This is a genomic window from Variovorax brevis, from assembly GCF_030317105.1.
Lineage (GTDB): Bacteria > Pseudomonadota > Gammaproteobacteria > Burkholderiales > Burkholderiaceae_C > Variovorax > Variovorax brevis.
Genome location: NZ_JASZYG010000016.1, coordinates 82,591 through 101,138, shown reverse-complemented (window position 1 = coordinate 101,138; position 18,548 = coordinate 82,591). Strand labels below are relative to the sequence as shown.

General features: G+C 61.0%; 6 protein-coding genes. 3 read left to right on the top strand and 3 right to left on the bottom strand.

The annotated features are described in order from the left end of the window. Positions 1-73 precede the first annotated feature (73 nt). Together QTI66_RS31885 and QTI66_RS31880 are read right to left on the bottom strand one after the other, a co-directional pair. Positions 74-7,759, bottom strand: coding sequence for a SpvB/TcaC N-terminal domain-containing protein (locus QTI66_RS31885; protein WP_286564373.1), 7,686 nt, complete (start codon positions 7,757-7,759; stop codon positions 74-76). Positions 7,760-8,065: 306 nt separating this feature from the next. Further along, positions 8,066-8,791 (bottom strand): class I SAM-dependent methyltransferase, encoded by a 726-nt coding sequence (locus QTI66_RS31880; RefSeq protein ID WP_286564392.1) that lies wholly within the window; start codon positions 8,789-8,791, stop codon positions 8,066-8,068. 860 nt (positions 8,792-9,651) lie between these two features. Between QTI66_RS31880 and QTI66_RS31875 the strand changes: the two genes are divergently transcribed. Next, positions 9,652-10,581 carry a hypothetical protein gene (locus QTI66_RS31875; protein WP_286564372.1) on the top strand — a complete coding sequence of 310 codons (930 nt, stop codon included), beginning with the start codon at positions 9,652-9,654 and terminating at the stop codon, positions 10,579-10,581. Between the two features lie 194 nt (positions 10,582-10,775). Here the strand turns inward: QTI66_RS31875 and QTI66_RS31870 are convergent, their stop codons facing one another. Next, entirely contained in the window at positions 10,776-14,069 is a 3,294-nt protein-coding gene (locus QTI66_RS31870) for a carboxylesterase family protein (protein ID WP_286564371.1), read from the bottom strand. A gap of 2,059 nt (positions 14,070-16,128) precedes the next feature. On the opposite strand from QTI66_RS31870, the gene QTI66_RS31865 reads away from it, so the two are divergent. Both QTI66_RS31865 and QTI66_RS31860 read left to right on the top strand, forming a co-directional pair. Then, the gene (locus tag QTI66_RS31865; protein WP_286564370.1) at positions 16,129-16,977 is read left to right on the top strand and encodes a hypothetical protein; all 849 of its coding nucleotides are present in this window, start codon (positions 16,129-16,131) and stop codon (positions 16,975-16,977) included. A gap of 17 nt (positions 16,978-16,994) precedes the next feature. Further along, positions 16,995-18,485: a hypothetical protein gene (locus tag QTI66_RS31860; protein WP_286564369.1), complete on the top strand. Its 1,491-nt coding sequence runs from the start codon at positions 16,995-16,997 to the stop codon at positions 18,483-18,485. Positions 18,486-18,548: the final 63 nt, after the last annotated feature.

Genomic DNA, 18,548 nt, shown 5'->3' with positions numbered 1-18,548 from the left:
CGCCGTCTCAATGAAGAAACTCGGTCGGGCGAACGTGTTCTCATCGCATCCCTTTGAATTGCCTGGCGCCATCTCATCTCACACGGGGCTGCAATTTCTTGAGCGATTCCGACATCGGAACGTTTCTGTACTCGATGCCTGCGCGATCTAACGCCTTTTTCAGTTGTCGACCGAAACCTGTGTCTGGAAGCGGTTCGCTTCCGATCCAGACAACCTTGTTGAGCTGCGGCGTCTTCTGGTTCATCAACTCGAGGTCTGCGGCAACCTGGCTGAGTTTGAATGTCCGCTTTTGAGCCGACATCGTCTTCCAAGGGGTTGTGTTGATCTCGTAGGCAGTTCGGGTGGCCTCGTCAAAGTGATCAACGATTCTGGAGCCGAGTTTTTGCTTCGAGCCGGCCACCTGAAAAGTCTTACCCTTCATCGTTGTGCCCAACACTTCCTGTCCGTATTTGTTGTGAATGTAAGTGGCACTCGCCTGTTGGCGACCCGCTGTATGAACTGGTGAATCAGGGGGCACCGGGGGCGCTGACTTTTGGGGTTCGCCTTGGGCCGCGGCGTTTGCCAGAAACCCGGCGCCAAACGGCGCCGGTGTCACTGCCGCTGCGGCCGCCGTCGAATGGACGACGGCACCGGCTTCGGCAGTGACCATCGGCGGTCCGGGAAGTGCGATCTTGATCCTGCCGATCCCAGGAAAAAGTGTTGAGGCAATGTCGATAATTGCGCCGAATTGCTTTGCATGCTCTTCTTTGGTGACATAACTCTGATCAGGCTTTTCAACTCCTTGAAGGCGATCGGCGGCCTTTTGCGCTGCCTTGGCAACCATCCCGTGCTCGCCGTAAATCGTCCTGACGGGATCCACCGTCAAGCGTTTGGCCTCGTCAACCATTCTTTGGCCGAATTCCTCGGGAGTGAGGTGCGTTGTCATGACAAAACCAAAGCGCAATCCCAAGCCCACCTTGTCCAGAACACCCATCTCTTTTTTGGGTGTGGGAGAAGTGTCTTCGGTCCCTGTCAAGTCAACCGATGCAGTCGGGTTGTTCTTCACATACGCGTAGACATTCGCTCCGCCTTCAATCCCGATCGGATCCGCGGCATTCCACCTTCCTAACCAGGCTGCGTAATACCGCGCGCCGTGGTAGTTCAGACCCGTCTCCTCATCCCTCTCCTTGCCCGTAAATCGATATCGCTTCGGCGTCTCCGTCTGCCTTCGCACTGCCTGATACGACGTGCTCCCGTACGGCATGTATTCCTCATACGAAATGATTCGCGCCTGATCGTCCAGTTCAAGACTCGCAGATCCAAGGTGGTTGCCGAACTGGAAGCGAACAAGCTGCGCAGGCACGCCCGCTTCCGTTCCTGCCGTGCGCGTTTCGACCATCGCAATCCGCTGCTTGTTATCCATGAGGTGGAGCGTTTCACGCACGACCGGATTTGTGCCAGCGCTGCGATAGAGCTCGAATCCGCCGAGGTAGATGCGCTCATCCTTCATCGCGCCGCTGGCGAGTTCGGTCACCTTGCGCACGCGCTCGCCGGTCGTGTCGTAGACGTACCAGGTGCGCTCGCCCTGGTGCTGGTTGCCATCGGCGTCGGTGGCGTTGACCTTCTGCCTTGTTGTCATGCGCAACTGGTCATGAAAGTCCCACCGCATCTCCTGCAGCTGCGGCATGCGCAGCATGTTCCCGTGTGCGTCGTAGCCGTTGCCCATGACGCTGAAGATCTCCGGTGCACTCGGATCCGTCGATGCCTTCGTCAAGCGATTGCTGACTTTCCCGGCCTCAATTTGGCTCGGCTCGCTGTACTCGTAACCACGTTCCCAGCCAGGGTTAAACGGATCGGAACCGACATGCTTCATCGACTTGAAGTTGCCCGCTTCGTCGTAGACATAGCGCTCCACATAGCGCCCCATCGCGCCGCCGTCGCCCTGATGCAGCAAACGTGTTCGCTCCGCATCACGATAGGAATGGGGGATCGGCGACCCGCCCGCTTGGCCCAGGTGTTCGCGCCCCGTTGCTTCGACCAGGCGATAGATTGCGTCGTAGGTGTAGTCCGCCGATGGCTCGACGCGCTTGTTCTTGAAGTAGATGGTTTGTTGAGCGTCGTCACGGATGTGGGTGATGTTGCCGGCAGCGTCGTAGGTGTAGTGCAGGCCCTGCAGGTCCTCGACGCCACGTCGGGTCAACAGGCTCCTGAGCCGCTGGGTAAGTGGGTCATGAACGTACGAGGTGCGGGCCCCGTTCCCGAAGACGATCAACGTGCGCTGACCCTTGGCGTCATAGTCGATGATCTCCACAGCATGCAGGTCCGCAGTGGCGGCGGCAAGGATGCCGGCAGGTTCGCTGGCCTGGTTGACCCATACGTCGACTTTCTCGAGCAGGTTCGCTTCGTTGAAAGTCGGTTGCTGCACGTTGACCGTGGAGCCGGGCTGGTCGCTGTGCGGTGCGATCGACTGAATCGGCCGATTGAGCGCGTCATAGCGCGTACGACTGGTATAGACAGGTGTTTCTAGCGGTACCGTGCCCGACCACGAAAGCGTCGTGCTGTACGCTTGGGCGAGTTGACGTTGGCTGTGTAATAGATTGCCTTTGAAGTCGTAGTCGGCGTTGGTGACGACGCCAGCCTGGTCAAAGCGTCGAAACAACTTGCTGCGTAAGTTGTTGGCTTGCGCGTTGGGCCGGCTTTCCCCGTAGACCGTCCGCCCCGTCATCAACTCCGCGCCAGTGCCCTCGAGCAGATAAGCTTCGATCGGGCGATGCAGCACGTCATAGGTATAGCGGAAACGGTGATCCCGACTGTCCCAGCCGTAAAGGGGCTGGCCCGCGACGTCACTGAGCATCCAGCGCCCGCCGGCCTCCATGCTTTCCTGACGGATGCGCCCCCCGAGCATGTCGTAGTCGTAGCGCATCACGATCCGCCCCAGCGCATCGGTGACGCTGCGCTGGTTGCCTTCGATGTCCTGCTCGACACGCGCTTCGTATCGACCTTGCGTGCCGTTGTCCGCAATGGTCAGGAAGTGCCGGCCCAGTGCGTCGAAGTGCGCGACGGCCGGCGTGTCGGCGTGCGCCTGCGTTCGTTGCGCGGCGTTCCGTTCGTCGCTATCCAGGCTCGCGCTCATGCGCTGGAACCATGTCGGCAAATAATCGGCGTCAGGCAGTCGGGTGAACAGGCTGCTGACGTCGGGGTCCGTCTTCGGATTGAGCTTGACCGTGTCGTTCACGTCCCAAGTGGTCTGCTGCCACGCGTCGAAGATGATTTTCTCGAAGGTGTGATCGGGATGCAGCGTCGCCACCACGCGCTCGACCGGGTCGTAGAACAACACGGGGCTGACCCCGACGAGGTGCGCAAACTCAAATCGATGCGTGGCGCTAAAGAAGGGCTCGTACTGCCGCACCGCTTTGCCCTTGTTATTGAAAATAGTCCATCCGTTGCCGACCCATCGCGGGTTGACCTTGGGCCCGCCGTCGATGACAGGGCCGGGCTCCGCCTGGATCTTCTTCTGGATTTCCCGTCCGAAGCCATCAGAGTGCGACAGGCTCACCTGCACCTTGAGTCCCTGTGGCGGCAATGGCTCGCTGTTGTGCGTTTCCCTTGCCAGGGTGGCGGCCACATTGGGTTCCCATTTCGTTGGATCCAGGGGATTCAATAGCTGCGTGCGCCTGAATCGGTCCACGTCATAGACGATGCGCGTGGACGCCGCCTTTAGCAGGCCTGCAGCAAGGGACCTCGGATCCGGCGCATTGAAGAACGCCTGAAGTTGCGCCTCTGTCAGGTCCGCATCGAAAGCGGTGAACGCGTCGCCCAAGCTTTCCGCCGGCTTTCCCATGACGGACGTTCCGGCCACCAGGCCCAGCGTATCGAAGGCGACCGCACTGCGGTTGCCGTTCGCATCCGTCACGAGCGAGGGCTGCAGCACCCGGTAGTCGAATTGTGCTGCCACGGTGTTGCCTGCAGCGTCCGTCGTCTGCACAACGAAAAGGTCGTGCACGTCGTGGGTCGCCACGGTTTCGGTGCTGGCGGTGGCCGTGTGGAACGGATCGCGAAAGCGACAGGGTGTAAAGAAATGCTGACGTGCATGCGCCAATTCCTGCGCCGCCGTGTCATTGCCGCCGGGCGAGAAGAATGCGCGGCCGGAGGGCAGCCACCAGTCCCCATCTCCTTCGCTGTGAACGTAGCGGCCTTCGTTGGCAAGCATGCCGATGGTCACGCGTGGCCCATAGACCTGCGCCAGCAGACTTGGTGTCATCGCCACCTTGTAGGTTTCGAAGGGCACGGCGCGCGATTCGACCTGGCCCAGCGCAAGTGGCCCCGACAAATCATCCTTGCGGTAGATGGAGCGCAGGTGCTCGATGAGCCTCAGCTTCGAGACGCCGGGGCCGCCCGGTTGTGAGGCCGGGTTCCACACCTTGCGCCAGTTCCAGTTTTCATAGGGCGTGATCTGGCTGCTGGATGGCGCACTCTGTGTCGACGCAAAGAGCGATTCGGCCAGTGCCTTCACGTCGTCGAAGCCGAAAAGCGCGGGGCCTGCTGCCGGCAGCGGTGGCGGCTTCACGACTTCGAAAGTCCGCGCCTCGATCGGCACGCCGGCGCGGTACCAATCGGCCTCGTCCGCGCGATTCACGACCCGTCTGACTTGCAGCGTCATGTGGGTTTGACCTTGTTCTGGAAGGCTGGCAGGTGGGCTACGACGCGGATAGGTAATCGTCACTGTTCGCATCGTGTTGCCAAAGTCATCGACTGCCAGCACCAGTTCGTGTCCGACGCGCGCATCGGTCGGATTGCGCTCCTGGTGATAGCTGATGGTTTCGCGCGCGTGTGCAAAGAAGACGCCGTGCCGATTCGAGGCCATGGGCTGCACGCGCTCAATGGCATGGCCACTCTCGGAAACTCTGTAGGGCATGCCCTCCTTGAGCGAACCGTCGATCGCATACACCTCCTGCCGCAGCACCGCGCCCTTCATCGCCCGGCAGGCCTCCCTCTCTTCCTCAGGCGTCAATCCGGTGGGAACTACGGTGTCCGGCAGAAGCGTCTTCAGGAACTCGCCGAACTTCGCCACATAGTTGGCATCCGCACGCGACGGCGCACCGAAGTACTCCTGCGCGAAGTGGCGGCTGATGTCTTCGCCTGCGAGTAGGGCGCCGGTATGGAACCAGGTTTTGGTGCAGACTGGCGGGACATGCGAAGCCTGTTCGAGGTTGTCGCCGGTGGGTAACTCGCCAGTTTTCGTGAGCGTGGCGAACGCCTCGGTGTCGAATTGCTCCACCATGCCGAAGCCGTGAAAGTCCCGCTCGGTGGAGTCGAAGTAGCCGTGGTGATAGGCGTAGCGGGTCTTGAAGCGGTTGCGGCTGATCCAGTCATACACCTCCACGCTTTCGACGACATGCACGGGAAACGGAACGCGCGTGACCCACGGACGACCAGCCTCTTCATCGGCAAGATAGAAGCGGGTCGAAGGCGCATAGTGCACACGCGTTTCTGCGCCGAGGTTGTTCCTGACACCCGTCAGCAGGTGCGGCTTGTGCACCATGAGTTCGATGTACTTCAGAGGCCGCAGCAGGTAGGGCGCGAGAGGCGATGACCAGACCAGGCAAGCCGTACCGTTGCCCAGCAGATCGGCGGTCAACACGGTGGACTTGTTGTCGAGCCTGGGGCATTGCGGCAAGGTGGTGGGTGCCGACCACGCATTTCCCGCCTGGTTGAAATAAAGGCGAGGACCATCCGGCGCCAGATAGATGATGTCCGCGACGCCGGAGCCGTCGATGTCCGCCAGCCGGATGCGCGCAGCATCGAAGCGGTCCTCCTCGTCGAAGCGAGAAATCCCATCCATTGTGACCTTGGCGCCGAATCGACCGTAGCCCAGGTTCGGCCAGTAGCAGACCTCGCCGTACTTGATGCGCACGATGTCCGCGAGGCCGTCGCCGCTCATGTCCGCAAGAAATATCGACTGTTCCGCTTCACCGAAGACACACCGCGGTCCGGCTTCTTCGTCGAGCGCGTGCTTCACGATGTTCGCGGCACCAAAGCCATCTTCTGCCAGGGAGGGATGCCACAGTAGCGCATCGTCTTCGGTGATGGCGAGGTCCGCGAGGCCGTCGCCTGTGAGGTCGATGAACCTCAGGTGGGGGTCGTTCCAGTCTACGTTGGGCAAGGAACGAAAGGGGAGGAAGGCGTCCCAGTTCCTGCCAGCCGTGCGCTCGTGAAATCCGGGGTTCGGCCCGTGAAAGTTGACAACATCCAGCGAGCCGTTGCCCGCAAGATCTAGAAACATCTGCTTTGAGCCCGGTGCCACGGCCAGCGCGGGAAAGGTCGCGACGCCTTGCGCCGGGGCGAAGCGGGCCACTGTCACGCTGTGTCCATCTTCCTCCACTTGGGCGACAGGACTCAAGTTGCGCTTGTAGAGCCAGCCGCCGCCCTGCTGGGTGAGGATGCCGGAAAGCCCCTCACCATCAAGGTCGAGGAAGGCGTAGCGTCCGCCATCAACCCCTTCCGGCAGGTTGATGCCGCTGTCGCGATCGAGCGTGCGAACCGGCGTCGCCTCATCGACCTTCGCTTCTGAGTAGGTGAACTCCAACGGTGGCGTCGACTTCTTTAAGTAGCTTCCGTTGGCCAGTCTTGTATAGGCGCTGTGCGCGACCGATGTGAGATAGCTGGCGAGCGGGGTCGCTTGGTGCGTGAAGTCGGTCGAGGCCACGAGGCAGGGCGTGCTGCCAAGTTCCGCAAACCGATGGAACATCAGCACGCGTTGACACAGGCGATAGGTCCGCACTTCGAAACGCGATCGACGCGATGAAAACGGATCGGCCCGCACGGGCCACTTCCGGATCTCGGTTTCGGGCGTGGTTGTGGAGATGTCGTGCTCGCCATAGTCGAACACAAGTTCGAAGTGCCATTGATTGGCTGCAGGAAGCGCGGGCCACGCCGAGGCCGGCGTCAGCTCGGGAAACCAGGGCGTGCGATTGCCGTACCGGATGCGTTTGAGATAGCGGTTGGCGCCTCGGGTCTGAGCGGTGCGATTGCGTTCGTGAACCTGAAGCGGGTCAACGCTTTCGGAGTTCTCTTCCTTGTATTCGTACGCCATCGCGTTGCCCTTGTCGTCGTGGGTTTCGCAGATGAGCCAGGTAAAGATACGCGTGGCGTCCATCGGGTCGGCGATGCGGCTGTTGACCGTTTTGCCGTACCAGCTGGTGATGTTGTCTTTGGTGATCGATCGCCAGAAAACATCACCCGATGTTGACTCGCAGGTCCATCGCTCGATTCTCGAAAACAGGCCTTCAACGCGCGGGCGAAAGCGTTCGATGCGATAAGTGGCGCCGCCGACGATGCGTGGAGGGATGACTTCCAGCTTCCAATCGCCGCCGGGGGATTGGACCAGCGCGGGCACGAGGTCTTCGTGGCCGGAGAGCAGGAACACGTCCGGGCGCACGGTGTCGCGATGGTCGTCGCGAAACAGGGGCAGGCCCTTGTCGGTCTTTCGCGAGACGCTGGACACCGAGTGGTTCCAGCCCAATGCGAAGGGTCCGTTGCCGGCGCCGGAGTCATAGGAGAGCGAGATCTGCGGCCCGAAGCCGGAGCGGCCGGGGCTTGCGAAGATCGGCACACTCATCGTGCCAGTGCCGGTCACAGGATTCGCGCCAAACTTCTCGCCGAGCCCGCGGATGGCACCGCCACCCTTTGGCAACGACAGCTGCGGGGCAGAGACGGAAAACGAAGGGTCGCTTGCAGCGTGTTCCTTCGAATCGGGAGCGGGCGCGCGCTTGTCGGGCAAAGCAGATTTCTCCTGCGCGGATTCAAAGCGGATGGAGTCCGGACGAAAAGCGCACAAAGGATTCTGCGCCTAGCTTTTACGCCTTGCCTCCTCAAATTTGCGTTGAAAATTTTGCGCACCAAGATGGATGGCTCTGAGCGGGCGCAATGACGCATTCAGGTGCGCAGATTGGCTCCGGTGCAAATTTTCCGTGCGCCGAATAAACCCCGAGTGCGTTGCGCCGGTCAGATTGAAGGCACTGCATTCCAGATCGCGGGCGCGGCTTGGGCGGCCCAGCCTCTTCTTTATCGCCGTGGGCGTGCTCGCCTATGTCCTGGTTCCGACCGCGAGTCTTGCGGTAATCGGGATGCACAGACCGTCACCATCGCGATACGCCGCCGCAGCCTTCCGGATTTCGACGCCGATCGCGTCCACCATTTCGGGTGGCTGAGACCGTATCACCGTAGACATCCGCACCGTGCCGTGGACGAGCATGTCAATGAGATGTTGCTCAGACTCGAGCCAAAGCGCAGCGTCGAGTTTCTGCGTTTGAGAGGCCGTCGTCGCGAACCTGGATGCGCGCAGAAGATCGATGCAGGTACTCATTTCGTTGACCGCGCCTCCGGGGGGTGTCGGAAGCACAGCACCGGCGACGCCGGCATCTCGCAATGCGCCAAGCGTGATCTTCTGAAGGGCATACTCCTGCGGTGAGGCCCAGACGGTAAGTGCCAATCGCCCGCCTGGGCGAATGACGCGGTGGGCCTCTCGCAAGGCTTGCACCGGAAATGGGAAATGGTGCACGCCAAACTTGATGACGACCGCGTCAAACGCGCCATCGGCAAAAGGAAGGTCTTCAGCGTCGGCTTCCCGAAACTGCAAAGTCGGATAAAGCTCGCTTGCTGCGGCGACCATGTTTGGCGAGAAATCGACGCCCACGACCCTGACGCCGCGCTGCGCGGCCGCCGAGGTCACAAGGCCTGTGCCGCACGCCACATCGAGCAGGTCACAGCGGCGGCGCGAACAGTGCTGTCGCCTTTTCAAATGACGCCGCATAGGCACCTGCCGCACGTGCCCAGCCAGCGCGCTCAAACTCACAATAGGGATGGTTGGCAAGGGTCGCGATAATGGAGCCTCCTTTAATGAGCAGCGATGCACCGGCCGATGGCAAGTCTCAATTTGGGAAGCGCGTCAACCCGCCGACTTGAGATACTCAGGCGCTTGCGCTCCGTCGGTGACGACATCGACGAGCGTGGCCCCCTTCGCAGCTCGACGATATTGCGGTTCGCACCGTTGGCGCCGCTGAACTCGCTGCGGACAGCGGGGCGCGCGATGCCCGATTCATCAGAGGCCGCTGCTTGTGGCCTGCCTTCATTGCGGGAGAGCGTTGGACTACTGGCTTGACGCGGAACTTCTGGACGCGCCGTTTCGCTGCCGGCACTGCAGAGGGCACTATGGGCACAGGGCCTCTGCGCTGCCATGCGTGCCCCTGACGCCCAGGCGACGCATCGCTGTGACGCGAGCGGCACTTGGGTAGGGCAGGGGATGATCGGAGGCTCTGTGGCTGCGGGATATCGGTGACACAGTTCCTTCGCAGCCATGCCGACCGACGCCAGTGAGGCAAATTTGCTTCGCGGACCGCGCCGTGCGAGGCTGGATGCGGCATTGCGGCCGGTAGGGCAGTCCCGAAGAGGCGCAGTGACACATTTACCTGCGCAGGAGTGTCAGATTCGCTTTCTTCTACGGGCCTCGGGGACGGCCGCTCCTCACGAGCTAACCAATGCTGCCATTTGCGAACATGGCTTTTGAAAAAATCAGCGTTGGGTCGTTTTGACCATGGATGCATGCCAAGGTCGGAGCCCGAAGGATCGTAGCCCCCTGGTTGCACTTCCGCAGTTTCAGGTCTGGAGGACAACATGCCAAGCGTTCCGCAAAAAACCTTCACGTCACTGCCGGCGCCGCCGTACGGAGATGCTCCATCGGATATGCCGGGCGCCGCTTCACCTCCGCGCCGCGTCGACCTAGTGAGGGTCGCCGCATATCTGCTGTTCGGCATCGGGGCAGCGGTGCCGGTGTTCGCATTCATGGCCGGCTCGTTGTCGCCGTACACGCTGGGCCGATGGATAGGCAGGATGTTCGGGATGCTTGGCCTCTTTGGAATCTTATGGTGGTTGGTCGTTCGCCGGTGCCCACCCGCGCTGAAGTCCTGGGCATGGCTGCTGCTGGGAGTCAGCGTCTTCGTATCGGGACTGCTCTTCCCCGCATCGGTCGCGACCGGATGGTCGAAGGAAGCATGGACGGGGATGGAGGCGATTGTGCGAGCCCGTAACGAGCGTATTGAAGAACTTGACAGGGGCCTTCATGCGCTGAATCTCTCGCACGGATTGAGTGCCGAGGGGCTTTCGAGCACGGATGCGGTGAACTCGACGCGCGCCAAGCTGAAGCGGATGTCCGATATTCTCGACGTGCGGCGGGCAACATTGCGGAAGTCTTTCGCCGATCTGGAGCGGCACCTCACGGCATCGAGCCTTGGGCCCAAGGAAATGCAGGAGGCCTTGCGCGGGATGGCGGATGGACGGGCAGACGTGCAGCTGGTGATGGATCGTCTCGACGCGGCGCAGCGATCCAACATCCGCGCCGTACAGGAGGTTCTCGACTTCGTGGAGGCGCGGCGGCATCAGCTTCGCGTGAAGGACGGTCAAGTGGTGTTCGACGAAGAACCCCATGCTGATCTGTTCAATCGCCGCCTGCAGCAAGTGGAGACGAGCTTCGCCGAAGTCGAACGCGCGACTTCAGAAGTCAATCGGTTGGCGGCACGCTCTCATAACAAGATGGGAGCGAAATGATGGCACTCAGGCGTGCATTGCCTGCGCCATTCCCACGGCGTACACGGGAGCTAGCTTGGTATTGCCCCAAGTCACACGCGGAGACGCCCATGACTACATCAGCGGCCTTCCTCTAAGCGACCGGGGGGTCGATCCGGGTGTCGTGCTGCTGGTCGTAGAGGCGGCGCATCTGGGCGGCGCTGCAGCTTTGCGCATTACCTGTCGGGTCGTAAAGCCCCGGCCGAAATGACCTGCTCGGTCTTGGTCGCATCGAAGATCAGCGTACCCGGCCACTCGGGCCACGTCACGCCCAGCACTGTGCAATTTGGGTCGCCGTTCTTCGCGAATGCCCCCAGGCTTTTCATCATCGCGTCCGAAAGGCCCAGGCGCCCCGGCTGATTGGCTGCGGTGACCATGACGTTCGAGATGATCGACGGGCCGAAGTTGCCGAAGACGAATGGCAGGTCGAACTCATGGGCGGCACCGTAGATGTCGTCCCACGGCGCCGGCTCCTCGTCCCAGTTGAACTGGTAGTGCCATACATCCCGTTGTTGCGCCTCGAGCGCATCCAGGATGTTGTCGCGGCTTGCGATGAAAGAGAGCTGGTTCAGCAGATCCGTCTTCGCATTGAAGCCGGTTCCTGGTTTGGTCACGGGTAGATACTCCGCAGGTATCCACTGATCGATTGTCACGGTCGGCGCTGCTTCAGGGTCGTAATTGAACTGCGTGGAAAACAGCGTCGCGTCGCTGACGAGGCGACCGCTCAGGCCTCCCAGCGCAGGCGACAGTGCGAGGAACGTCGGGAAGAGCTTGGCTTCGTCTCGTGTGTTCCCCGCCAGTATGGGCACCTTCACGTAGTTGCCCGCGTTGATTGCGGCGATTGGGTCGAGGGGCAGCACAGTGCCTTCGGGAATCGGGCCCGAGCCGGAGAGCCCAAGTGGGGCCAGTTTCGTAAGCACCACTCCAAGCAGCGCGTCGGCACTCTTTGAACGCATGTACCGTGCGACATGTGAATCGGACTGCTTCTCAGCATACGCCTGTGCCGATGCCGTATCAGTGGCCAGCCCATCGGCAATCAACAGGCTGTACAGCAGCGCATTGGCTTGAGCGAGCGCCGTCGATGCTGGATAGAGCGTTGGAATCATGCCAGACGGCAAATTGGTCGCGAGAGATAGACCGCCGCTGAGCGGTACCGCGCGATGGAACAACTTGGGGTTCGCATGGACCATTAGCGGTGACGTCAGCAGCGCATACACGTTGATGGCGCCGGCTGAATTGCCCATGAGCGTCACATTGTCGGGGGCCCCGCCGAATGTCGCGATCTCGCGGTTTACGAATAGTAGCGCCTTCATGCAGTCTAGCAGCGCGAAGTTGCCGGAGCCTTCGTTCGAATTGACGCCCGCCTTCAGTTGCGATAGGTGGAGGAAGCCAAGGACGCCGAGACGGAAGGCCACCGTCACCACGACGGCATTCGCCGTCCTCGCGAGCGCAGCTCCGTCGTAGATCGGGTCTGCCGTGTAGCCCGAAACGTTGCTTCCGCCGTGAAGATAGACAATGACGGGCAGGTTAGCCTCGTCAGTCGATGGTCGCCAGATATTTAGGTAAAGGCAGTCCTCGCTGCCGACCGTTTGGTTCAGCGTCGTGCAGATGGTTGCGTCGTGACGGTTGTTTGCACCGGGACCGTGACCATAGATGCGGCCAGACTGAACGCAGGCGTTGCCGAACTGCTGAGTCGCCCGTGGCATCGCCCACACATCGGGGTCCACCGGCGCCCTCCATCGCAATGCACCGGTGGGAGGCTTGGCGAATGGCACGCCCTTCCAGACGTAGGTGCCGCTGATGGCCGATTCGTCAAGACCTACAACAGTGCCGAAACGCGTGTCGCGCTCGACAGCGGATCGAAGGCCGATGCCTGCGCACGCAGCGAGCTGCGAAAACGGCAGTGCAGCCGGCGGCGGCATCGGAATGGCTGTTGCCAGTGCGGCTGCGAGACTACGCTCCCTCAAAGTCTTGGCAGAATCTGCGAACCCACGCTGGAACGAATCTGTCGTCAATTTCGGAAGCACGGCCATGAGCGTCTCCGCCTCTCGACGAGCTTCGTCGATGCGTCCCAACTCGACCAGCCCGCATATTCGGAACACTCGGCCGGACAGCAGGGACGGAGCCTTCGTCACACACTCGTCGGCCGCTTGCACCGCCGCTTCGAGGCTCCGGTTGGCCCACAAGGCTCCGGCGTGGGCCAGCAACATCCAGGCAGGTGGCAGTGGTGTCAAGGCCAGCGCCCTCTCACTGCTGCGTAGCGCCGCCTCGATCTGACCCATCGAGAGCTGCGACATTGATAGATGGCACCAGCAGGCGGCATCGCTCGGCCCCAATGTGGTGCCGCGCTGTGCTGCCGCAAGCGCTTCGGCGAAGTTGCCGGCCGTGAAGTGCGTCTGGCAAAGTGCCAAGTATGCGGCAGGCACTTCCGGGTCGATCGCGATCGCGCGCTTCACTTGTGCCAGGAATGTAGGCGCGCGACTGCGGTCCCATTCGCCGGTGATCCGAAACTCGGCGTCCATGGCGTTGATCCATCCAATGGCAAGCCATGCTGGTGCGTAGCGTTCATCGATCGCAAGCGCACGCCCGAGCAGAGCCCTTGCCTGGCGCGTTGCTTCAGCACGGAATTGAAGCCTAAGTGACATAGCCCGCAGCGTCAGGTCGTAGACATCGAGCGTCATGGGCGGCCGCGTCAGTACCCGACGGTATTCGGTGTGTCGTACCCTTGAGAGCACTGTCCCGGCGATACGGCAAACGAGTTCGTCACGCGTTCTCAGTACGTTCGCGTTGTCAGTGGTGTGCTGCGAAGACCAGACGATCCGTCCATCGTGGCTATCGATCAACGAGATGCCGATGCGCAAGGTTTCGCCCTCGCGGCGCACGGTGCCGTCGACAAGGTAACGGCAACCCAATCGCTTTCCCGTCTCTTCAAGCGAGGCGCCGGTGCTGGCGAAAGCGAAGCTCGAATACTGTGAGACGACCCGCAAGTCGACATTGCGCGCCAGCTCGGCGATCAAGTCCTCGGCGACGCCGCGCGCCAGCAACTCTCCATCGGGATCGTGTTGTGGATCGCTGAATGCCAGCACTGCAATCGCCGGCCGGTCGGATTCCCGCAAAGGCTCGACATCGTCACCGGCGACGACCGGCGAGGCGCGATTGACGGCGGCCAAGAATCGATAGCCGCGTGCGCTGACCGTCTCGATGAAGCGTGGCGCCTTGGCGTCGTCTCCCAATGCGCAACGCAGCTCGCGCACGTAGCCCCGCAATAGGCTGTCGCTTAGATAGCGGTGGTGCCACAGCGCGTCGACCACCTCTGCCTGCGGGATGAGCCGGTTAGGGTTCTCGGCCAGGTAGCGCAGTAGGGCGTAGGCCTTTGGCCGAAGCGACACAGGATGCGCGCCGCGCCAGAGGCGCTCGTTGGCAAGGTCGAGACGGAAAGGAGAAAAGTGCAGGTGCTCGTCCAAGGACATTGCCATCTCCCGTAGTCGATCGTTCTCGCGCCGATGATGCTCCAAAATCCACGAATTCTCCACGTTGTGTTCACGGCCAGCGCATGAGGCGGCGGCTAGACTGATTTCGAAGGCCGTGCCTCGCACAGCCATATACGAGGAGGACAAGGTATGCGTCCGACCAGCACTCCGACGCCCAATTCTGGCTATGCTGCCGACCGCATGTCTTCATGCAGCTTGCCCGCGCGCAATATCGGCCGATCACGCCTCAAGCCGTCGAATGGCGTGGCTGGTGTCACGGTCAACCAGAGCTTGCGCAACCCATTGGGCAACCCATTGTCAAATCAGCTGATTGTTTGGGAGAGGGATCATGAACATCGTCAACTCGAACTTGAGCCGGCTCGGTCCGGCCCTGACCTCGTTCGTAGGATCGCAGCATGACATGGCGCGTTAGAACCAGAGGCCAAAGGGCCAATGTTCGAGGTGGACCATCGCCCGGTCGTGCAGTAGTCGGTACTCGCGGCAATGGCGATGTTGTCGAGGTATTTGAACGCCGCGAAGGCTGGGCTCGCATCGGTACAGGCCAGTGGATTGACGAGAGCCTTCTGGTCTCTGATCAGGCGGCGGGACAAGCCAGTTCTGCGACCGTCACACGACATCCGCTGCATCCACAAGACGACCGATCGGCCATGTTGATCGGTTTCGTCACGGGAAGTGAGGATCTGAGGCCGGAGCATCAAGCATGGTTGCGGCGGTTCACTCGACAGCGATTGCATTTCTGGATTAGAGGCTTGACGAGTCATCTGGGAAGCGAAGCTTCCAATCGGGCTCTAGCGAGGCGTCGTGAAGATAGCGTTCGCGATTTCCTCGTGCGTGAGTGTCACATCAGCCCGTCGCAGGTTCGACGTCCTCGTGACGCCGGGCAAGCGGATGTCGGCGAGGCCTGGGCAAGTGGCGGTCCAACGGACGACAGTCCGGGCGCGCGAGCGGTTGAACTTGTTGTTAGCGGCATGGGTCCCATCCGCCTTGATGAAACGACGGTGGTGGGTCGAGTTCCGGCGGCCGTGCAGCGGGCGGTGCAACAACGGCAGCACTTTTGGGTCAAATGGGTGGGTGGAATCGTCGGCGCCGGTGAAGTGTTGATGGGGGATGCAGTCGAGCTTGTTTTTCGCGACGACACGGGATATTGGGTGCGCTACGCGTATGTCGGAGGTGGCTCGGGATTGGCTGCGCCGCCTCTGCCAAACGTACCATCTGGCTCCGGATCAGAGGGCCGTGGTGCAGGTTGGCACGAGTTCTACACGCGTCGGCCAGTAACTCTGCTTGACTTCGAGGGTGAGGCCTTCCTTGTGCAGGGAAGCATCGCATTTGGGCAGTCCCTCGATCCCAGGACAGGGCGACCTGTAGACAATCAGCTTAGCGGAATAGGGATTGAGTTCGGCGCCATGAATCCGCGGGTGGGTGCGCAGGATGTTCCGCTCTCCGCAGGCGCGGGAATCGCACTTCCTTTCGGAGTGAGCGGAAGCGCAACCCGAGGCTATCTAAGGCCAGTAGGGCCGCTGCAGATTAATCCCTCTTGGGACACCCTCTAGGGAAGCAGTGATTTATTCAGCGCCGCGTCGTCGCAGCGGGCGAGCGATGCGTTGATGATCGTGAAGGAGAGCGGGCCAAAGCGGGGGCACACACATTCCGGGGAGTCGCGGGAGAATCAAGCCCACGTTCGCCGGAAGGCTGTCATGCAAATGGTTATTGAAGGTTTTTTTCTTGCGCGAATCTTCAGTGCGCCCTTGGAACAAGAGGACGCCGGCATGACAACTCCTGATGCGTTTCTCCAATTCCTTCGGGAGGTTCACGGTTGCGACAGTTATGAGTCGTTGATACTGCCCTGGTCTCGGCCTGGGTCTCTGGCAGATGGCCAGTATCGCGAGCAAAGCGAAGCGAAGCGAAGCGCGAAGAATAGTGCGAGGACGATCCCATGCAGAAGTCAACTGCACTCGGCGTGAGCAACTTTCAGATGGCGACAAGCTCATGCACAGCGTCAGTGCGCCCTACGTAAACCTTTGAGATGGAGCATACGTCCATGGCTGTTGAACTGTGCATCGATGATGGAATTCCCTGGTACCTGAGTCCCAACATCTGGGTAGTGCCAAGCGACGACCCAAACGATCCGGCCGGAATGCCTTTCGCCGACACTTCGGCGTACGTTTGGGCGCGCGTTCGCAATCGCGGCACGACGCCGGTCATGAACGCCTCTGTGCGCTTTTACTGGGCGGACCCGTCGACGGTGATCACGCCGACGACCGCGACGTTGATCGGAGCCAGCGCCGTCAGTCTCGCTCCTGCGGAGAGTAAAGACGTCCTGTGCGTGACGCCTTGGATCCCTCAGTTCGTCAATAGCGGCCATGAGTGTCTGCTTGCGCAGTCCTTCGCACCCTCGGATCCCGCGCCGGCCCAAGGGGCGAACGATCCGTTCAATGTAGCATCCGACCGTCACACGGCGCAACGCAACATTTCCGTCGGGGCTGGGGCGGCACGCATGATGATCATCCATCCCTTCGTCATCGCGAACGATAAGCGATTCCGCGCGGACCACGTCGTCGTGCGTGTGAAGCGCGCCGAGCTCGGGCTCTTGAAGGGTCTTCAGCGTTCGCTTGGCTTCGACCGGCTTCCGCAGGAAGCGAATGACGTAAAAGATTTCGGCCTTCAGGTCTATCGCTGCGGACAAGAGACCGAGGACATTGGGCAGCACGAGGTGAAGGTGCTGGTCGCGCCTGGGCAGCACCAAGGGCTTGCGCTTGTCATCCGTAGGCCCGAGCAGTTCGCTGACGGCACAGCTGCACTGTTCCTCATCGAGCAGCATTCAAACGGCAATCCGATCGGCGGGTTGGGCTTTCTCGCCGTTCCGGAGTGGCCACGTAAGACTAAGTAGGTGAGGAGGAACCAATCATGGCTCGTGTGGCCGCTGCGATTCCCTTTCGACCCTACGCGGTCTGCCCGCCGACCAATCTGATGAACCCGGACGGGTTCTTCGTCGTGAATATGGGCCCGCAGTACATGGAGGCCTCATTGTCCAACACGTCGGGTGCGCTGCTCGCGAACGTACGCGTTTACGTCGAAGGAATCTCCGATCCCGGCATTACCTACACGCCCAATGTAGTGAGTCTTGGCAATCTTCTAGCTGGCGCGTCGACGACAGTCAGGTTCCTGGCCGACTTTCATGCTGCGTCACCTGGAGCGGCTATGGTGAGCCTCATCGTCGAGGCCGACGGCGCGACATTTCGCCGCATCCTAAAGAAGATCTTCATCACTCGAATTGACTATCAGAAGCCGACGAAGACTTTTAGCGTCGTGATGCCCCAAGGCACGATGAAGGTCATCATCCACAGTGCCATTGTCGGAGCTCACGGGGAACGTTGCCACAAGAGAGATCGTGGACCATTCATCGCTTTGCTCAAAGACGTCACATACGACTGGATTCCGAACCCACCCTACGAAGGCACACGTGGACCATTCCCCTACGAAGATCCGTGGTGCAAGATCGCGCTGGCAATTCTTGCTGCCCTGCTCCTCGCGGGCGCTCTTCTTTGGGACTACTTTAGCGACGGCGAGCTGGATGGTGGATTTGTCTCGGTCAGTGGCACGTTCGAGGAGACCGATCCGTCAGTCGCGTGTTGCACGGATATCTCCACATCGGCAACCGACACTGATGACTGGATTGAACGAGGGCTGTATGCCGCCGTCGGCATCGTCGCCGCCGCGGCCATCGCATCCGATGGGCCAGACCTTCACTACCGGGGCCAGGACGCGACGCCGCCGAAGCTTGGCGAGGTGACCCTGAGCGAGCGCGTTCGCCTCAAAGTCGACTACATCGCTCCGCCGAGCCTGGGACGCAACTTCCCAATTGAAGGCAAATGGGAGTACGTGCGCACGACGGACGGCGGGACGTATACGTTCGGTGCTTCCGATCATCGCCAGAACATTCATTGGCTCGACGGCTACGAGGTTGAAGCTCCGGTTGTGCACGATCGAATCAGGGGGGCGCTGGTCGTGCGCGCACGCTTCCAGAAGCCTGACAGTACTGTCTTCCGCGGCATCAATTTGTACGTCAGCGCGGTGCTGGTCAACACGCATGGCGATGCGCACCGCTTTACGCTGATTGACGATGGCCGAACGCTCGACAAGGACCCGAATGACGGGTGGTACACCGGCGGCTATCAGTTCAAGCGGAAGTCAATGCACGATCAGAATGGCACCGCCGACGCTCCGGGCACGTGGTACTTGTTCGTGTTCGCCCAAGACGTAAATACCGTCGCACAAGGCACCGATCCGTTCACAGCCGCACACACCATCGGCGGGTTCGTACTGACCAATCAACTAGATCTACAGTTCAACGCGCCATGCCAGCTGCGGCACGACGCGGTCATTCAGATCGTGTAGCGAAGACCCGCACGCATAGAAATGCGCCTCCATCGAGTCGACACATCACAGACCGGCCCTTGC